Raw genomic sequence first — 18,409 nt, 5'->3', positions numbered from 1 at the left:
GAAACAAAAATGAAAAAAACGCTCGCAACGTTATTTTTATTAACGTGTCTGGGATCATCATCCGCCTATGCGGATAACGCTTTGATTTTACAAACTGATTTTAGCCTGAAAGATGGTGCCGTCTCGGCGATGAAAGGGGTCGCATTCGGCGTTGACCATAATCTTAAAATCTTTGATTTAACACACGAAATTCCACCGTATAACATCTGGGAAGGCGCTTATCGCCTGTATCAGACTGCCAGTTACTGGCCGCAAGGTTCGGTGTTTGTTAGCGTGGTCGATCCGGGCGTAGGCACTGACCGTAAATCGGTAGTGCTGAAAACCAAAAACGGTCAATACTTCGTTTCACCAGATAACGGTACGCTCACTTTGGTGGCACAAACTCTGGGTATTGATAGCGTCCGAGAAATCGACGAAAAAGCTAACCGCCTGAAAGGTTCTGAAAAGTCATATACCTTCCACGGTCGTGACGTGTATGCCTACACCGGTGCGCGTCTGGCTTCCGGGGCGATTACGTTCGAACAGGTGGGGCCAGAGCTTCCTGCAAAAGTTGTCGAACTTTCTTATCAGAAAGCAAAAGCAACAAAAGGTGAAGTGAAGGGCAATATCCCGATTCTCGATATTCAGTACGGCAACGTCTGGAGCAATATCAGCGACGAGTTGCTGAATCAGGCAGGAATCAAACTCAACGACACGTTGTGTGTGACCATTTCCGAAGGTTCCCAGCAAAAATACGCAGGGAAAATGCCATATGTCGCAAGCTTCGGCGATGTGCCGGAAGGCCAGCCGATGGTGTATCTGAACAGCTTATTGAATGTTTCCGTGGCGCTGAATATGGATAATTTTGCGCAGAAACATCAGGTTGCGTCTGGTGCTGACTGGAATATTGATGTGAAGAAGTGCGCTAAGTAAGGTGCTGATGCCGAATGCGGTGTGGCGCACCGCATCCTGCAACGGAGTTGTAAATTACACCGTCTCCAGTCGGGCATAAGCCGCCACCAGCCATTTAATACCCTGGCCCTGGAATGCCACCTGCAAACGGCTATGCTCGCCGCTGCCTTCCATATTGACGATGGTGCCTTCACCAAACTTAGCGTGGCGTACGCGCTGGCCGAGCTTGTAGCCGCTGTCGTTCTCGACCATCGGCGTACCCATCCGTTGATGGCTGACCGGGCGGCTTACCGTAGCGCGCAGGCGCACCTCTTCCACACACTCTTCCGGCAACTCACCGATAAAGCGCGACGGGCGATGGTAAACCTCTTTGCCATACAGACGGCGAGTTTCCGCGTAGGTCAGCGTCAGTTTCTGCATCGCGCGGGTTACGCCAACGTAGGCCAGACGGCGTTCTTCTTCCAGACGTCCGCCTTCATCCAGCGACATCTGGCTTGGGAACATGCCCTCTTCCATACCAACGATAAACACCTGCGGGAACTCCAGGCCTTTCGCCGAGTGTAGCGTCATCAACTGCACCGCGTCCTGCCAGGTATCCGCCTGCCCCTCGCCCGCTTCCAGCGCCGCATGGGAGAGGAATGCCTGCAGCGGCATTAAATCTTCGTCTTCTTCGTTGTAGCTGAACTGGCGCGTTGCCGTCACCAGTTCCTCCAGGTTTTCGATACGCGTCTGACCTTTTTCGCCCTTCTCCTGCTCGTACATGGTGCGCAAGCCGGAGTCTTTAATTACCCGGTCAGTCTGTACATGCAGCGGCATATCGGCAGTTTCCTGCGCTAAGGCGTCGATCAGCTCCATAAACCGCTGTAAGGCACTGGCAGCACGTCCGGCGAGGGCTTTTTCCTGCAACAGTTCACGACATGCCTGCCAGAGTGTTAACTGGCGATCACGCGATGTCTGACGTACCACGTCCAGCGTCCGGTCACCAATACCCCGCGTTGGTGTATTCACCACGCGCTCAAAGGCCGCGTCGTCATTACGGTTGGCAATCAGGCGCAGATACGAGAGCGCATCTTTGATTTCCTGGCGTTCGAAGAATCGCATCCCGCCGTAAATACGGTACGGCATACTTGCCTGTAACAGTGCTTCTTCCAGCACACGCGACTGGGCGTTGCTGCGGTAGAGAATGGCGCACTCGGCAAGCGCCCCGCCGTTGTCCTGCCAGGTTTTGATACGGTTAACCACAAAACGCGCTTCATCGAGTTCGTTAAAAGCGCAATAGAGGGAAATAGGCTCACCATCCGCGCCATCGGTCCACAGTTTTTTACCCAAACGCCCGTTGTTGTTTTCAATCAGGGCGTTCGCGGCGCTCAGAATATTGCTGGTAGAGCGGTAGTTCTGCTCCAGACGGATAGTTTCAGCACCGGGGAAATCATTGAGGAAACGCTGAATATTCTCCACCTGCGCTCCGCGCCAGCCGTAGATTGACTGATCGTCATCGCCAACGATCATCACTTTGCCGGTATCGCCCGCCAGCAGGCGGATCCACGCATACTGAATGTTGTTGGTATCCTGGAATTCGTCCACCAGGATATTGGTAAACCGTTCGCGATAGTGCTGAAGGATATGCGGCTTGTTAAGCCACAACTCGTGAGCACGTAGCAGCAGCTCGGCGAAGTCCACCAGCCCCGCGCGGTCACACGCTTCCTGATACGCCTGATACACCTTCTGCCAGGTCTGCTCCACCGGATTACCGTAGCTTTGAATATGATGTGGACGCAGGCCTTCATCTTTCTGGCTGTTGATGTACCACATTGCCTGGCGCGGCGGCCACTGCTTCTCGTCGAGGTTCATCGCCTTGATTAGGCGTTTGAGCAGGCGTAGCTGGTCCTCGCTGTCGAGGATCTGAAAATCCTGCGGCAGATTGGCGTCCATATGGTGCGCACGCAGCAGACGGTGCGCCAGCCCGTGGAAGGTGCCGACCCACATGCCGCCCTGGCTGGTGCCCATCAGCTGCCCGATACGATGACGCATCTCCGCCGCCGCTTTGTTGGTAAACGTTACCGCCATAATCGAGTATGGCGAGCAGTTTTCCACGCTCATCAGCCAGGCGATACGATGCACCAGTACGCGCGTCTTACCACTGCCCGCGCCCGCCAGCACCAGAAGGTTGCTGCGTGGCGCGGCCACCGCTTCGCGCTGTTTGTCATTAAGGCTGTCGAGCAGGTAAGAAACGTCCATTGGCACCGCCGCGTAAAAATAGGTTGGGCGGAGAAGCGCAACGCCCTCCGCCAAAAAGCTGGGTATATATACAGATTTGCTGATTATATCAGCGAGGTCAGAGATGCCAACCGGGAAATTTCCAGATGCGGGAGTAAACGGCTGTCCCAGGTTTGCATCAGATCGCCATTTTCCGGTCTGATCCAACAGGCCTGCATTCCGCTGCGAATTGCCCCACCCACGTCAGTGGTGAGATCGTCCCCGACATGTAAGATCTCGCCGATCGGCACGTTGAGTTTTTCCGCCGCCAGGAAGTACATATCGCTGAACGGTTTTGAGCGCCCGTGCGGGCCAGCGCGCAACACAAACTCAAAATAATCCCCTAAACCAAACAGCTCCGGCTGGGCGTTACCGTTGGTGATCGCCACCAGCGGCCATTTCTTCGCCAGCTGTTTTAAGGTGTCGTGGGTTTGCTGCGGGACATCGATTCGGCTGCGCCATTTGGCAAAGTTGATCATTGCTGCGTGTGCGCCTGCACTGGCTTCTTCGGCACTCAGCCCGGCGTCGAGCATGGCTTGTTCAATCGAACGAAAACGCCAGCGCGTCACGTCGTGATAAATCTCGGGTTCCGCTTCCCGTACCGCCTGGCGCAGGCGTTGCAGATCTTCATTCTGGAAGCTGCGCAGCGCCGGATGATAATTTTGCACAAAGGTAAGCGCCTCTCGCTCGGTGCGCAAAATCACCGGACGGTTATCGTAAAGGGTATCATCCAGGTCAAAGGTGAGCGCCGAGATGCGCCCCAAAGGCCGGTAAAAACGCATTATTTCCCCCGTTTGGCGCGTGGATGCGCCGCATCGTACACCGAGGCAAGGTGTTGAAAATCAAGATGAGTATAGATTTGCGTGGTGGAGAGGTTGGCATGACCCAGCAGCTCCTGCACACCACGAAGATCGCCGCTCGACTCCAGCATATGCGTAGCGAACGAGTGACGTAATTTATGCGGGTGAACGTGATTATTCAGCCCCTGTTTTATTCCCCATTCGGCAAAGCGTTTTTGCACATTACGCGCGGAGATACGCTTGCCCAGTTTCGACAGGAAAAGCGCGTCGTCTTCGCTGCCAAACAGGTCGCGCAAATCAAGCCAGTGCTCAATCCACGCCACGGCGTTACGACCAATCGGCAGGCGGCGCTCTTTGCTGCCTTTCCCCATCACCCACACTTCGCCGGACTCCAGGTCGAGGTGTTTGATATCGAGCCCCACCAGTTCGGAAAGACGCAGCCCCGCGCCGTACATCACTTCCAGCATTGCCCGATCGCGCACGGCGAGGGGATCGTTGATATCAATATCCAGCAGCCGATTCATATCATCGACGTCGATGTTTTTCGGCAGATGACGCGGCGCTTTCGGTGCCGACACACCTTTCGCCGGGTTGGCTTTGAGTTCGTTCTGGCTGACCAGCCAGTCAAAAAAGCTACGTAGCGCAGAAAGCCGTAACGCCAGACTTGCAGCTCCCAGCCCTTTACGGCGGCTGCGTACAGCGAAATTGCGCACCATCGTCACATCACATTGCTGCCAGCTTTGCAGGCCGTTTTCACTGGCAAAATTGATGATCGCCTCAAGCTGACGCTGATAGTTAAGTAGGGTTATCGGGCTAAGCTGACGCTCCACGCTCAGATAACGTAGGTAGCGTTCTACATCGGTGTGTAAATCGGTCATACGCGTTCAATCCAACGCTCCAGAAGCTCCGGCAACATCAGCGCAATTTCATGAAGTAACTGCGTTCCCTGCCCTTGTTGATAGTGACTGGCATCGCGACTGGTAAACAGCACGACACCCAAATCAGCATCGCTTCCCAGCATCGACATCGCCACCGATCCCACCGCTTTCGCTTCCGGTAGCACCACCAGAAGCTCCGGTCCGTTAAGTGGCCCCAGATAGTGCTGTTCCTGCCCCAGACGCTGAATACGCAGCGGTTCGAAAGACTGACGGCTTAATGCCAGATGAGTGTGGTTCGACGGCGCACCTAAACGCCAGCGATCCGGGAACAGGCGTAGGCTCGCACCCGCCAGGCCGAGATCGCGCGCCCAGCGGTGAAAGCGCATCAGCATATCATCGAGACTGCTGGCGGCGGTGAGACTGCGCTGCAGGTAGAGTAGACGATAAAACAGGCCTTCGTTGGCAATAGCCTGTTCCATCAACAACGCCATGTTCTCTTCCAGAACATGAATGTGATTACGTGCGCGGGCCATGTGCCATTCGACCAACGAAACGGTGCCGCGTACCGGATGCGGCACACGTATCGCTTCAACTGCGCGCGCATTGCGGATAAAAAACTCAGGATTTTTAATCAGATAATCGACAACCGCCCGGTCATCAAGCTCCGTGAGTGTTTCCTGCAGTTCTTCCCCTGGTTGCTTCATAGATGAATAAATCCGTCGTAGACATGTACCGCCGGGCCAGTCATATATAACGGGTGACCCGGACCTTTCCAGGCGATATCAAGACGACCGCCGGGGAGTTCCACGCGTACTTCTTCGGCCAGCAAACCTTGCTGAATCCCTACCGCCACCGCCGCACATGCGCCGCTGCCGCAGGCCTGGGTTTCTCCTGCCCCACGCTCATAAACGCGTAAACGAATATGCTCGCGCTTAACCACTTGCATAAAACCGATATTGGCGCGCTCCGGGAAACGTTCGTGGCTTTCCAGAACAGGACCAAGCGTTTCTACCGCCGCGGTATCGACATCATCGACCTGAATCACGCAATGCGGATTTCCCATCGACACCACGCCGCATAAGATTGTCTGCTCGGCGGCGCGCATAATATAGGTCTTTTCCGCTTTGTTAGCGCGAAACGGCACGGCAGAAGGTTCGAAGTTGGGTTCGCCCATATTTACGCGGACCAGATCATCATCGGTGACGGTAAGAACCATCCGCCCGTTGGCGGTGCTGACGCGGATATCGCGCTTATTGGTCAGCCCTTTCAGACGCACAAAACGGGCAAAGCAGCGTGCTCCGTTGCCGCACTGCGCCACTTCACTGCCATCAGCATTGAAAATGCGATAGTGAAAATCCAGTTCAGGATCATACGGCGGCTCAACCACCAGCAGTTGGTCAAACCCTACCCCCAGGTGCCGATCAGCCAGGCGACGAATCAGCTCCGGTGAAAAAAAGACATTCTGCGTTACCGCGTCGACGACCATAAAATCGTTGCCAAGGCCATGCATTTTCGAGAACTGCATCATTTACTCCAATCACGCGGGTACAGAAACTGACTTTTAGTAATTCACCTGGGATGGACCATCGCCAGTGGCGCGGTCGTTTTTATCCGGCACCGTGGATTGCGTTTGCGTCTCTACCGGTTTGGTCGGTGGCGGTGCGTTTTTATCTGCAGGCGGGAAATAGAGCGGACCTTTCAGACCGCAGCCCGTCAGGCTGAAGAGAGTAAGTAATACAGTGAGTGCCTTAAACACGTTTTTCATTATGGATTGCCTGTAAAGTTCATCGCTTTCTGCTTTCTATCATCGCAGGAGAAGACGTAAAAGCAAGCGTTTAGCGACTCTTTATGAAGTCTGAAAAGTGAGGAAATGCTGCGAGTATAACGCTTACACGTGGCGATTTATGTTTTGCTGGCAGTTTCGTGATCGGCACCTCGCGCCAGGATGGCTTTATGCACTATCGCAACGTGGTTTGTTTGTTGTCTTGTTCGTTGTTCTTATCGTCGGCATGGGGATGTCGGCTTTCCGCGCCTGAACATAATATTTACCAGAAACAGGGAAAAGGCGTGGTGTACCTGCGTCCTTATGAAAAGACCAATCTTTCGCTATATAGAGATATTATTATTCCGTTGACGGATGAATCATGCCGTAACGCAGCCGCAGACGGGCAAACTTTGAAGCCCTGACCCCATACCGCTATACTGCCGCCATCACTTAAAAACAGGATACAACAATGAACGACAGTGAATTTCATCGCCTGGCTGATCAACTGTGGCTGACCATTGAAGAGCGTCTGGACGACTGGGATGGCGATAGCGATATCGACTGCGAAATCAACGGCGGCGTGCTGACCATTACCTTTGAAAACGGGAGCAAAATCATTATCAACCGCCAGGAACCGCTGCACCAGGTATGGCTGGCAACCAAACAGGGCGGCTACCATTTTGATATGAAAGGCGATGAGTGGATTTGCGATCGTAGCGGCGAAACCTTCTGGGATTTGCTGGAACAGGCGGCAACGCAGCAAGCGGGTGAAACAGTCAGTTTCCGCTAAGATTGCATGCCGGATAAGCCTCGCTTTCCGGCACGCTCATCACGAAAAATACTGCTGTAATAGCGGCGTGTCGTGATCCTGATTGGCAGGCGGCATGTTGCCAATCGATTTGGTGCGGAACGGAATCACCTGTTCACGACCATCAACCTTCACAATCTGATAGAACTGCGGCAGGTTGAAGTTGATGAAGCTTGAGCCGTAGGTAAAACGGTCGTGCGATGACGAGTAGAAGCGACTGACGTCACGCACCAGCTCCTCTTTGCTGCCTTCGCAGTGGTGATACACCTCAACCCGGTTGCTTTCGTCGAGAATGTAGATATTAAAGCCATTCTCGTCTTGCGTTTCTTCGAAGAAGAACTGGATGATCCCTTCGCTGGCAAAGCCGTCCACCACCGCCGGTAATTTGACGTGATTGGTTTCAACCTGCACTGACAGGCCGTGCAGTTTGTTATGCGAAATAGCGCCATAAAACTCGATGGCATTTTCTAGTTTCTGTACCGATACATTCAGGCGTTCGAAGAATAAGCCCCAGGTTTGACCAGAAACGCGCAGCGCCTTGAAACGTCCGGTTTCCTGGCGGGTGCTGGAAAGACGCAGTTCAATGCACTCAGAAACCAGTTGCTGCACGCGAGTACGGATTAATCCGCGCAGATGCTGGCTATAACAGAAGACTTCCACGCTATCTGGCGGTGCGGCGTCCTGATGCATTTTACCGAGAATGGTTTTCAGGGCTTCGATCATCGACTGCTCGCCGTTGAAGTGCAACGTACGCACTTCGTTCCACGAGTTGCGGTACAGCAGGTCCACGCTACCTACCAGGCAATTTTGATTCTCGCCAAAGCTGAAGACGTCCAGCTTACGGAAATCAAAATGCACCACCTGATTGCGGAACGCAGCTGTCGGGTCATATTCCAGGTTAACGATAATCGCCAGATGGCGAATCTCACATGGGCTGTAGAGCGCTTTTGGCGTCGGTGCAGGCAGGCGCAGCGGGAAATGGTGCGACACGTCGGCGACCATCTCCTGCAACTTAGGCAAATCGACAATGCCGTTGCCTTTAATATACAAGCGGGTGCGCGAGGTCAGCAGGCCGTTAAACCATGCCCACGCCACCAGTTTATTCAGGTAACGGTTATATTCCAGCGGCTGATGGCTGATGATCGACTCAATATTTGGCGCGCGGTTATACAGATACCAACCTGAACGGTTAGCCCGGCCCGGCGGCACATAAATAAAGGTCAGATTCGGTTCCGAGAGATCGGGCGAAATCTGCGGGTTTACCAGCGTCACTTTACCTGGCAATGCTTCAAACGCGGCGTACAGCTTACGTGTCAGCACGCCGATATCCTGCGGGCTGGCGGAGACGCTAAGGTTATTGCGGCGCGCAAAGCGGATCAGATTACGGTAGCTCTGCATCATCGCGTCGAGCAGCTCGTTGTGCGCCTCACGCACCTGATCAATCTTCCAGTTGGCGCGGTTATCGAGCATTGCCAGACGCGCATCGTCCCATTCCCACTCTTTCACTAACTGGGTTAGCACTTCACGACGCCAGCCTACGCAAGCGCGTTCGCGGCTGAGTTTTTCGCACACTTTTAAATAGAAGCAGCGGCGTACTAAATCCAGACGGGTGAAATCTTCAATCGCCGTCAGGTATTCCGTAACACGCTCCAGCATCATGCAGTATGGATCGAGGCCAAACGACACAATCTCGCCGTCGTGCAAACGCTGTTTGATATCTTTCGCCAGCAGGCGTGGGTTGGGATATTCCCAGGAATAGGCTTCCAATAGCAGTGTTTTCAGCACCGCTTTGTATGGGGAATCGATACTCTTGTAGAGCTGCCAAAGGCTGGCACCAAAGTACTCTTCAGCAGAAAGCGAGCTTAAGCCACCAAGATCCAGCCATTCATTAGGAGTAAGCACGCCCTGCGCGTAAAGCGTCATCACATAGTCGTCGTAATGCTCTTCTTCGTCGCACGGCACCATATTCCACAGAATACGCTTACCGGCGAGACGCACGGCGGTACGATAAAATTCGTCAAGCAGCAGTATATGCTGGGTGGAGCCACAATCTTCGCCCCCCAGGCTGCCGCTTTCATTATGACGGAAGCGATTTTCATCAATCAGGAAGAAGCTGACTTCCACACCCAGCGAGGCGGCCCAGCTTTCCAGCAGACTACATTTACGTTGTAGTAACTGGCGCTCTTCGCTATCGAGCCAGGATTGATGACAGACCCAGATATCCAGGTCAGAGGAACAACTTTGCCCTACGGACGAGGTGCTGCCCATGGTGTATACACCAGTAATTGGAAGCTCACCTTTCGGCGGATCCTGTACTGACATTCCACGATACAGTTCAAGCTCGTTCAGGTAGTGGCGTTGAGTTTCATCAGGCGTGTAAAGGCAAATGCCTTTGGGAACGTTACCATCAAGGTAACCCGGCATTAGCGGATGGTGATAGTGCAACAATGTCGGCAGTAGACTGTAGACCTGTTGGAATGCAGGCCCCATAGCAGCAAGCGCGCGATCCACACGCAATTGATTTATGGCATCCAGTCTCTGTTTCAGAGTCTCAATATAGAGGTACAAGACGTATCGCCTGATTTGCTACCCGTCATGACTGTGATTCCGCCAACATCAACGGTAACACGCGGCATTCGGGATATTTCGTATGTCAAAGGTAACCGTTACCACTTTTCGCGCCTGGTTTTTTTAGTTTCACGACGAAAAAATGGTCTAAAACGTGATCAATTTAACACCTTGCTGATTGACCGTAAAGAAAGATGCGCTACATACAAGTGTAGCACCGTTTATTCTCTGTAAATTCCTTATTACGACGGCGTGAAACGCCTGTCAGGATCCACTGCCAGACCTCATTTTACGGTTTGCGCAGGCGTCTACGTTTCACCACAACACTGACATCGCTCTGGCAAGGATGTTAGGATGGACCACGGATGATAATGACGGTAACAAGCATGTTAGACAATGTTTTAAGAATTGCCACACGCCAAAGCCCACTTGCACTCTGGCAGGCACACTATGTCAAAGACAAGTTGATGGCGAGCCATCCGGGCCTGGTCGTTGAACTGGTACCGATGGTGACGCGCGGCGATGTGATTCTTGATACGCCGCTGGCGAAAGTAGGCGGAAAAGGCTTATTTGTTAAAGAGCTGGAAGTCGCGCTCCTGGAGAATCGCGCCGATATCGCCGTACATTCAATGAAAGATGTGCCGGTTGAATTCCCGCAAGGTCTGGGGCTGGTCACCATTTGCGAGCGTGAAGATCCTCGCGATGCCTTTGTGTCCAATAACTATGAAAGTCTGGATGCGTTACCGGCAGGCAGTATCGTCGGGACGTCCAGTTTACGTCGCCAGTGCCAACTGGCTGAACGCCGCCCGGATCTGATTATCCGCTCCCTGCGCGGCAACGTCGGCACTCGCCTGAGTAAACTGGATAACGGCGAATACGATGCCATCATTCTTGCCGTAGCCGGACTAAAACGTTTAGGTCTGGAGTCCCGCATTCGCGCCGCATTGCCACCCGAGATTTCTCTTCCGGCGGTAGGACAAGGTGCGGTGGGTATTGAATGCCGCCTTGATGATTCTCGCACTCGCGAGCTGCTTGCCGCGCTGAATCACCACGAAACTGCACTGCGCGTTACCGCAGAACGCGCCATGAATACCCGTCTCGAAGGCGGATGTCAGGTGCCAATTGGTAGCTACGCCGAGCTTATTGATGGCGAAATCTGGCTGCGTGCGCTGGTCGGCGCGCCGGACGGTTCGCAGATTATTCGCGGTGAACGCCGCGGTGCGCCGCAAGATGCCGAACAAATGGGGATTTCGCTGGCAGAAGAGCTACTGAATAACGGCGCGCGCGAGATCCTCGCTGAAGTCTATAACGGAGACGCCCCGGCATGAGTATCCTGGTCACCCGCCCGTCTCCCGCTGGAGAAGAGTTAGTGAGCCGTCTGCGCACACTGGGGCAGGTGGCCTGGCATTTTCCGCTGATTGAGTTTTCTCCGGGTCGACAATTACCGCAACTTGCTGATCAACTGGCAGCGCTGGGGGAGAGCGATCTGTTGTTTGCCCTCTCGCAACACGCGGTTGCTTTTGCCCAATCACAGCTACATCAGCAAGATCGTAAATGGCCCCGATTACCTGATTATTTCGCCATTGGACGCACCACCGCACTGGCATTACATACCGTAAGCGGACAGAAGATTCTCTACCCGCAGGATCGGGAAATCAGCGAAGTCTTGCTACAATTACCTGAATTACAAAATATTGCGGGCAAACGTGCGCTGATATTACGTGGCAATGGCGGTCGTGAGCTAATTGGGGATTCCCTGACGGCGCGCGGTGCTGAGGTCACTTTTTGTGAATGTTATCAACGATGCGCAATCCATTACGATGGTGCAGAAGAAGCGATGCGCTGGCAATCCCGCGAGGTGACGACGGTCGTTGTTACCAGCGGTGAAATGTTGCAGCAACTCTGGTCGCTGATCCCACAATGGTATCGTGAGCACTGGTTACTACGCTGTCGACTATTGGTCGTCAGTGAGCGTTTGGCGAAACTCGCCCGGGAACTGGGCTGGCAAGACATTAAGGTCGCCGATAACGCTGACAACGATGCGCTTTTACGGGCATTACAATAACTCTCATAACAGGAAGCCATAATGACGGAACAAGAAAAAACCTCCGCCGTGGTTGAAGAGACCAGGGAGGCCGTGGACACCACGTCACAACCTGTCGCAACAGAAAAAAAGAGTAAGAACAATACCGCATTGATTCTCAGCGCGGTGGCTATCGCTATTGCTCTGGCGGCGGGCGTCGGTTTGTATGGCTGGGGTAAACAACAGGCCGTCAATCAGACTGCCACCAGCGATGCCCTGGCTAACCAACTTACTGCACTGCAAAAAGCCCAGGAGAGCCAAAAAGCCGAGCTGGAAGGCATTATCAAGCAACAAGCTGTACAGCTTGAGCAGGCGAATCGTCAGCAAGAAACGCTGGCAAAACAGCTGGATGAAGTCCAACAAAAGGTCGCCACCATTTCCGGCAGCGATGCTAAAACCTGGCTGCTGGCTCAGGCTGATTTCCTGGTGAAACTCGCCGGACGGAAGCTGTGGAGCGATCAGGACGTCACGACCGCTGCAGCGTTGCTGAAAAGTGCAGACGCCAGCCTGGCGGATATGAATGACCCGAGTCTGATTACCGTTCGCCGGGCAATTACCGATGATATCGCCAGCCTTTCTGCGGTATCGCAGGTGGATTATGACGGCATTATCCTTAAGCTTAATCAGCTTTCAAATCAGGTAGATAACCTGCGTCTTGCTGATAATGATAGCGATGGTTCGCCGATGGATTCCGACGGTGAAGAGCTTTCCAGTTCCATCAGCGAATGGCGTATCAATCTGCAAAAAAGCTGGCAGAACTTTATGGACAACTTCATTACGATTCGCCGTCGTGATGACACCGCCGTACCGCTGTTAGCGCCAAATCAGGATATCTATCTGCGCGAAAATATTCGCTCTCGCCTGCTGGTCGCAGCACAAGCTGTACCGCGTCACCAGGAAGAGACTTATCGCCAGGCGCTGGAGAACGTCTCCACCTGGGTACGTGCTTACTACGATACTGATGATGCCACCACCAAAGCGTTCCTCGACGAGGTGGACCAGTTAAGCCAGCAAAATATCTCGATGGATCTTCCGGAAACCCTGCAAAGCCAGGCGATGCTGGAAAAATTGATGCAGACCCGCGTGCGTAACCTGCTGGCACAACCGGCAGCAGGGACAACGGAAGCTAAACCTGCACCTGCACCTGCACCTGCACCTGCACCTGCACCGCAAGCTGATACTCCGGCAGCCGCGCCGCAAGGAGAATAACCATGCTAAAAGTGTTATTGCTCTTTGTTTTGCTGATTGCGGGGATCGTGGTTGGCCCGATGATTGCCGGTCATCAGGGGTACGTATTGATTCAGACCGACAACTACAATATCGAAACCAGCGTCACTGGCCTCGCGATTATTTTGATTCTGGCGATGGTAGTGCTGTTTGCCATTGAGTGGCTACTGCGGCGGATCTTCCGCACAGGCGCGCACACCCGTGGGTGGTTTGTCGGACGTAAGCGTCGCCGTGCCCGTAAGCAGACCGAACAGGCGCTGCTGAAACTAGCGGAAGGCGATTATCAGCAAGTTGAAAAGCTGATGGCGAAAAATGCCGATCACGCTGAACAACCGGTGGTGAACTATCTGCTGGCTGCCGAAGCCGCGCAACAACGCGGTGATGAAGCACGCGCCAACCAACATCTGGAACGCGCAGCGGAGCTGGCCGGCAACGACACAATTCCGGTAGAAATCACCCGTGTACGTCTGCAACTGGCCCGTAATGAAAACCATGCTGCACGCCACGGCGTGGATAAGCTGCTGGAAGTTACGCCACGCCATCCGGAAGTATTACGTCTGGCGGAACAGGCGTATATCCGCACTGGTGCATGGAGTTCGCTGCTGGATATCATCCCATCAATGGCGAAAGCCCACGTTGGCGATGAAGAACATCGTGCAATGCTGGAACAACAGGCATGGATTGGCCTGATGGATCAGGCGCGTGCCGATAACGGTAGCGAAGGTTTGCGTAACTGGTGGAAAAACCAAAGCCGGAAAACGCGTCATCAGGTGGCGTTACAGGTGGCAATGGCGGAACACCTTATTGAGTGTGATGACCATGACACCGCCCAGCAAATTATCATCGACGGCCTGAAACGCCAGTATGACGATCGCCTGCTGCTGCCGATCCCGCGTCTGAAAACCAATAACCCGGAACAGCTGGAAAAAGTGCTGCGCCAACAGATCAAAAACGTGGGCGATCGCCCGTTGTTGTGGAGCACACTGGGTCAGTCGCTGATGAAGCACGGCGAATGGCAGGAAGCATCGCTCGCCTTCCGCGCGGCGCTGAAACAACGTCCGGACGCCTACGATTACGCATGGCTTGCCGACGCGCTGGACAGACTGCACAAACCGGAAGAAGCCGCAGCGATGCGTCGCGATGGCTTGATGCTGACCTTACAGAATAACCCGTCACAGTAGTTCTTTCTCACCCGGAGGCAAGCACCTCCGGGACCTTTCTGATACATAAAAAAACGCCTGCTCTTATTACGGAGCAGGCGTTAAAACAGGTCTGTATGACAACAAGTGGGTGCTTCACTCAACGTTGTGTCCATGGTGTCTGATGAGGCATAAGCGACATCTGTCAGTGGACGATAAGCACCGTAAACGGCTCTGCGTCATTCCGGAGTTTATGAGGCACTAAGGCGAACATAAGAGATGGAATGAGCATCTACTCGTTTATTATGCCACAGAGAACCGGGAAATAACATCCCTTAACACTTGTTATGAGATAATTCTGTAATCCTCTTTGCTTCCTGAGTGAATATTTCTCCTGCGCACGATTCTACACATATATATAATGAATAATAAAATTCATTCAATTAATAACATATATATTAATTGCCGTTAAAACTAAAAACAGCATCAATAATCAACGCGATATAACATCACCGCCTTACATATCACCTGCGCCAGAGGTAGGATTGAAAACGCTCTCCTGATTTTCCAATTCATTTTCTGGATAAATAAATAATTTATTTTTATCACTATTATTTATGCAATCATCCTGTCAGGGAGAGGGATCTCAATTATCAATGCTTAATTACGTCAACATTTTGACGACATGAAACCGGAGCATTTTGCATGGAATTTTCGTTTTCACCCAAACTTCTTGTTGTAGCTGTCGCCGCCGCTCTTCCACTCATGGCCAACGCAGCAGATACCCCGTCAACCGCCACCGCACGCAAAGGCTTTGCCGGATACGATCACCCAAACCAGTATCTGGTTAAACCGGCGACCACTATTGCCGACAACATGATGCCGGTGATGCAGCATCCTGCACAAGACAAAGAAACCCAGCAGAAGCTGGCAGAACTTGAGAAAAAAACCGGTAAGAAACCGAACGTGGTTGTTTTCTTGCTGGATGATGTGGGCTGGATGGATGTTGGCTTTAACGGCGGCGGCGTGGCGGTGGGTAACCCTACACCAGATATCGACGCCGTTGCCAGCCAGGGGCTGATTTTAACTTCGGCGTATTCTCAACCGAGTTCTTCCCCAACCCGCGCCACGATTCTTACCGGACAATACTCCATCCACCACGGCATTCTGATGCCGCCAATGTACGGGCAACCGGGCGGTCTGCAAGGGTTAACCACTCTGCCGCAGTTGCTGCACGATCAGGGCTACGTCACTCAGGCCATCGGGAAATGGCATATGGGGGAAAACAAAGAGTCGCAGCCGCAGAACGTTGGCTTTGATGATTTCCGCGGCTTTAACTCGGTATCCGATATGTATACCGAATGGCGTGATGTTCACGTCAACCCGGAAGTCGCCCTGAGCCCGGATCGTTCTGAATACATCCAAAAACTGCCGTTCAGCAAAGATGACGTTCATGCCGTGCGCGGCGGTGAACAGGAAGCCATTGCCGACATTACGCCGAAATATATGGAAGACCTGGATCAACGCTGGATGGAATATGGCGTTAAGTTCCTCGACAAGATGGCGAAGAGCGATAAGCCTTTCTTCCTCTACTACGGCACTCGCGGCTGTCACTTCGATAACTACCCAAATGCGAAATATGCGGGTAGCTCTCCGGCGCGCACCTCTTACGGCGACTGCATGGTGGAGATGAACGATATCTTCGCCAATCTGTATAAAGCACTGGAGAAAAACGGTCAGCTTGATAACACGCTGATTGTGTTCACCTCTGATAACGGTCCGGAAGCCGAAGTTCCGCCGCACGGTCGCACGCCGTTCCGCGGTGCGAAAGGTTCTACATGGGAAGGCGGCGTTCGTGTGCCAACCTTCGTTTACTGGAAAGGCATGATCCAACCGCGTAAATCTGACGGCATTGTCGATCTGGCGGATCTCTTCCCTACGGCGCTGGATCTGGCGGGGCATCCTGGGGCGAAGGTAGCGAATTTAGTACCGAAAACCACCTTTATCGATGGTGTGGACCAGACATCTTTCTTCCTGGGAACAAATGGTCAGTCTAACCGTAAGGCCGAGCACTACTTCCTCAACGGTAAACTTTCTGCTGTGCGTATGGATGAGTTCAAGTATCACGTCCTGATCCAGCAACCGTACGCGTATACCCAGAGCGGGTATCAGGGTGGATTCACCGGCACAGTAATGCAAACGGCGGGATCGTCGGTGTTTAACCTGTACACCGATCCGCAGGAAAGCGACTCCATCGGCGTGCGCCATATTCCGATGGGTGTACCGCTACAGACCGAAATGCACGCGTATATGGAGATCCTGAAAAAATATCCACCACGCGCGCAGATTAAATCTGACTAAGCCGGCGCTATCGCTGAGATCTGCCTTTGCCGGATGCGATGCTGACGCATCTTATCCAGCCTACAGAACGCTGCAATTTATTGAATTTGCAAGGATTGTAGGCCGGATAAGGCGTTCACGCCGCATCCGGCAATCAACCGCAGGCGGCCGCCGATTTCTACTTATTCACCACCATCAAATGCGCCTGCATAATGTCGCTGGCCGGACGACCGTGCGCCAGCAAATCAGCCATTGCTTTAAGATATGGCGGTAGATGGCGGAAATAACGCTGATACCCGGCACACAAATAATTCAGCCCCGGTTTGCCGCTGGCATCGAGCATAAAGCGGTGTTTCGGGCAGCCTCCCCAACATGCTTTTAACACGTTACAACTGCGACACTGCGCTGGTAACTGCTTAAATTTATCTTCACCAAACACCTGCTGTTGCGGGGAATCTACCATTTCTGCAATTGTCTGCTGAAGCATATTCCCCAGTCGATATTGCGAATAAACATAGTGATCGCAGGCGTAAACGTCGCCGTTGTGTTCAACAATCACCGAGCGCCCACAGGTTGGCTGATGATGGCAAACCGCTCCTGGCGCACCGACAAAATTGGCAAACGCCCATTCGATATTCATCACGAAAATCTTGCCGACGTCGCGTTTGATCCAGTGGTCGAATATCGCCACCAAAAATTCACCGAACTCATCGGGGCGTACCGACCATTCCGTCAGTTCGCCCTGAATATCGCCGGGAGCATGTAGCTTAAGTCCAGCATGAACAGCCGTTTCATCAGCCAGGCGTTCGACCACAGGAATAAACTGGATAAACTCAACGCCTGCATCACACAGAAAATCATAGACTTGCAAAGGTTGTAACGCACTGGTGCGATTTACGCAGACCAGCACGTTATAGTTGACATGATGTTTTTGCAGGAGCGTCAGGGCACGCATCACCAGCTTATGCGTTGGTCTGCCGCCTTTGGTCACGCGATATTGATTGTGGATCTCAGCCGGACCATCCAGCGATAACCCAACAAGAAAATGATTTTCTGCCAGAAATGCACACCATTCGTCATCAAGCAGAACGCCGTTAGTCTGGAAGCTGTTACTTATCTTCCTGCCAGCACCATATTTCGCCTGTAGCGCCACGGCACGGCGGTAAAAATCCAGCCCGAGTAACGTTGGTTCGCCACCCTGCCAGGTAAAAGCCACTTCGTTTTGGGTTTCGCTGGCAGCGATATAGTGACGGACATACGCTTCCAGCGTGTCATCGTCCATATGCGTGACTGGCTTTTCGCGGTAAAGGGATTGTTTTTCGAGATAAAAACAGTAGTCACAGTTCAGATTACAATCGGAACCGCTCGGTTTCGCCATCACATGAAAAGCACGCGTTGGAACCTGTTGCAGCATGGTCGCTCCTTGCCTGAAGTCATCCTTCAATAAGTTAAGGGCGAAATCATACCGTGGCGCAATGCGTTATTACGGGCGTTTATTGCGAAGGGAAAGTGACGAAATGCACAGAAAACAAAAAACCCCGCCGAAGCGGGGTTCAAAATTGGTCGGCGAGAGAGGATTCGAACCTCCGACCCACTGGTCCCAAACCAGTTGCGCTACCAAGCTGCGCTACTCGCCGAAATACTGCTTTTTGAA

15 protein-coding genes, 1 tRNA gene and 1 pseudogene are annotated in these 18,409 nt (G+C 53.0%); 8 read left to right on the top strand and 9 right to left on the bottom strand.

Annotation, left to right across the window (positions count from 1 at the left end):
- Positions 1-9: 9 nt before the first annotated feature.
- Positions 10-912, top strand: a complete 903-nt coding sequence (locus ACJHWR_RS19425; RefSeq protein WP_000751627.1) for an S-adenosyl-l-methionine hydroxide adenosyltransferase family protein — start codon at positions 10-12, stop codon at positions 910-912.
- A 54-nt stretch (positions 913-966) separates the two neighbouring features.
- Here ACJHWR_RS19425 and uvrD read toward each other — a convergent pair whose 3' ends face one another.
- The 6 genes from uvrD to lptM all read right to left on the bottom strand — a co-directional run bounded on the left by uvrD (position 967) and on the right by lptM (position 6,590).
- Positions 967-3,129, bottom strand: a complete 2,163-nt coding sequence (gene uvrD, locus ACJHWR_RS19420; RefSeq protein WP_000383407.1) for a DNA helicase II — start codon at positions 3,127-3,129, stop codon at positions 967-969.
- Positions 3,130-3,212: 83 nt separating this feature from the next.
- The gene (gene yigB, locus ACJHWR_RS19415) at positions 3,213-3,929 is read right to left on the bottom strand and encodes a 5-amino-6-(5-phospho-D-ribitylamino)uracil phosphatase YigB (RefSeq protein WP_001213584.1); all 717 of its coding nucleotides are present in this window, start codon (positions 3,927-3,929) and stop codon (positions 3,213-3,215) included.
- On the bottom strand, positions 3,929-4,825 hold the full coding sequence (gene xerC / locus ACJHWR_RS19410) for a tyrosine recombinase XerC (RefSeq protein WP_000130691.1): 897 nt from the start codon (positions 4,823-4,825) through the stop codon (positions 3,929-3,931). The genes yigB and xerC overlap by 1 nt, the downstream gene beginning before the upstream one ends.
- Entirely contained in the window at positions 4,822-5,529 is a 708-nt protein-coding gene (locus tag ACJHWR_RS19405) for a DUF484 domain-containing protein (RefSeq protein WP_000812796.1), read from the bottom strand. The genes xerC and ACJHWR_RS19405 overlap by 4 nt, the downstream gene beginning before the upstream one ends.
- Positions 5,526-6,350 carry a diaminopimelate epimerase gene (gene dapF, locus ACJHWR_RS19400; RefSeq protein WP_001160654.1) on the bottom strand — a complete coding sequence of 275 codons (825 nt, stop codon included), beginning with the start codon at positions 6,348-6,350 and terminating at the stop codon, positions 5,526-5,528. The genes ACJHWR_RS19405 and dapF overlap by 4 nt, the downstream gene beginning before the upstream one ends.
- Before the next feature lie 36 nt (positions 6,351-6,386).
- The gene (gene lptM / locus ACJHWR_RS19395; protein WP_000799889.1) at positions 6,387-6,590 is read right to left on the bottom strand and encodes an LPS translocon maturation chaperone LptM; all 204 of its coding nucleotides are present in this window, start codon (positions 6,588-6,590) and stop codon (positions 6,387-6,389) included.
- A gap of 158 nt (positions 6,591-6,748) precedes the next feature.
- On the opposite strand from lptM, the pseudogene ACJHWR_RS19390 reads away from it, so the two are divergent.
- A pseudogene (locus tag ACJHWR_RS19390) lies at positions 6,749-6,934 on the top strand (DKNYY family protein); the annotation flags it as partial.
- Between the two features lie 125 nt (positions 6,935-7,059).
- Positions 7,060-7,380 (top strand): iron donor protein CyaY, encoded by a 321-nt coding sequence (gene cyaY / locus ACJHWR_RS19385; RefSeq protein ID WP_000999950.1) that lies wholly within the window; start codon positions 7,060-7,062, stop codon positions 7,378-7,380.
- 39 nt (positions 7,381-7,419) lie between these two features.
- On the opposite strand, the gene cyaA is transcribed toward cyaY, so the two are convergent.
- On the bottom strand, positions 7,420-9,966 hold the full coding sequence (cyaA, locus tag ACJHWR_RS19380) for a class I adenylate cyclase (RefSeq protein ID WP_000281696.1): 2,547 nt from the start codon (positions 9,964-9,966) through the stop codon (positions 7,420-7,422).
- 386 nt (positions 9,967-10,352) lie between these two features.
- Between cyaA and hemC the strand changes: the two genes are divergently transcribed.
- From hemC to aslA, 5 genes are all read left to right on the top strand, one after another.
- Positions 10,353-11,294 carry a hydroxymethylbilane synthase gene (hemC, locus tag ACJHWR_RS19375; RefSeq protein WP_032188510.1) on the top strand — a complete coding sequence of 314 codons (942 nt, stop codon included), beginning with the start codon at positions 10,353-10,355 and terminating at the stop codon, positions 11,292-11,294.
- On the top strand, positions 11,291-12,031 hold the full coding sequence (gene hemD, locus ACJHWR_RS19370; protein WP_000026059.1) for a uroporphyrinogen-III synthase: 741 nt from the start codon (positions 11,291-11,293) through the stop codon (positions 12,029-12,031). The genes hemC and hemD overlap by 4 nt, the downstream gene beginning before the upstream one ends.
- A gap of 21 nt (positions 12,032-12,052) precedes the next feature.
- Positions 12,053-13,258 carry a uroporphyrinogen-III C-methyltransferase gene (hemX, locus tag ACJHWR_RS19365; protein WP_001599344.1) on the top strand — a complete coding sequence of 402 codons (1,206 nt, stop codon included), beginning with the start codon at positions 12,053-12,055 and terminating at the stop codon, positions 13,256-13,258.
- A gap of 2 nt (positions 13,259-13,260) precedes the next feature.
- Positions 13,261-14,457 (top strand): protoheme IX biogenesis protein HemY, encoded by a 1,197-nt coding sequence (hemY, locus tag ACJHWR_RS19360; RefSeq protein ID WP_000921792.1) that lies wholly within the window; start codon positions 13,261-13,263, stop codon positions 14,455-14,457.
- Between the two features lie 663 nt (positions 14,458-15,120).
- The gene (aslA, locus tag ACJHWR_RS19355) at positions 15,121-16,776 is read left to right on the top strand and encodes an arylsulfatase AslA (protein ID WP_000395844.1); all 1,656 of its coding nucleotides are present in this window, start codon (positions 15,121-15,123) and stop codon (positions 16,774-16,776) included.
- A gap of 157 nt (positions 16,777-16,933) precedes the next feature.
- Here the strand turns inward: aslA and ACJHWR_RS19350 are convergent, their stop codons facing one another.
- Positions 16,934-18,169: an anaerobic sulfatase maturase gene (locus ACJHWR_RS19350; protein WP_000941557.1), complete on the bottom strand. Its 1,236-nt coding sequence runs from the start codon at positions 18,167-18,169 to the stop codon at positions 16,934-16,936.
- 146 nt (positions 18,170-18,315) lie between these two features.
- A tRNA-Pro gene (locus tag ACJHWR_RS19345) sits at positions 18,316-18,392 on the bottom strand.
- Between the last annotated feature and the right edge of the window lie 17 nt (positions 18,393-18,409).

Source organism: Escherichia sp. WS568, assembly GCF_046486085.1.
GTDB classification, from domain to species: domain Bacteria; phylum Pseudomonadota; class Gammaproteobacteria; order Enterobacterales; family Enterobacteriaceae; genus Escherichia; species Escherichia coli.
The sequence above is the reverse complement of the archived record's forward strand: the minus strand, read 5'-3'. Positions and strand labels throughout refer to the sequence as shown.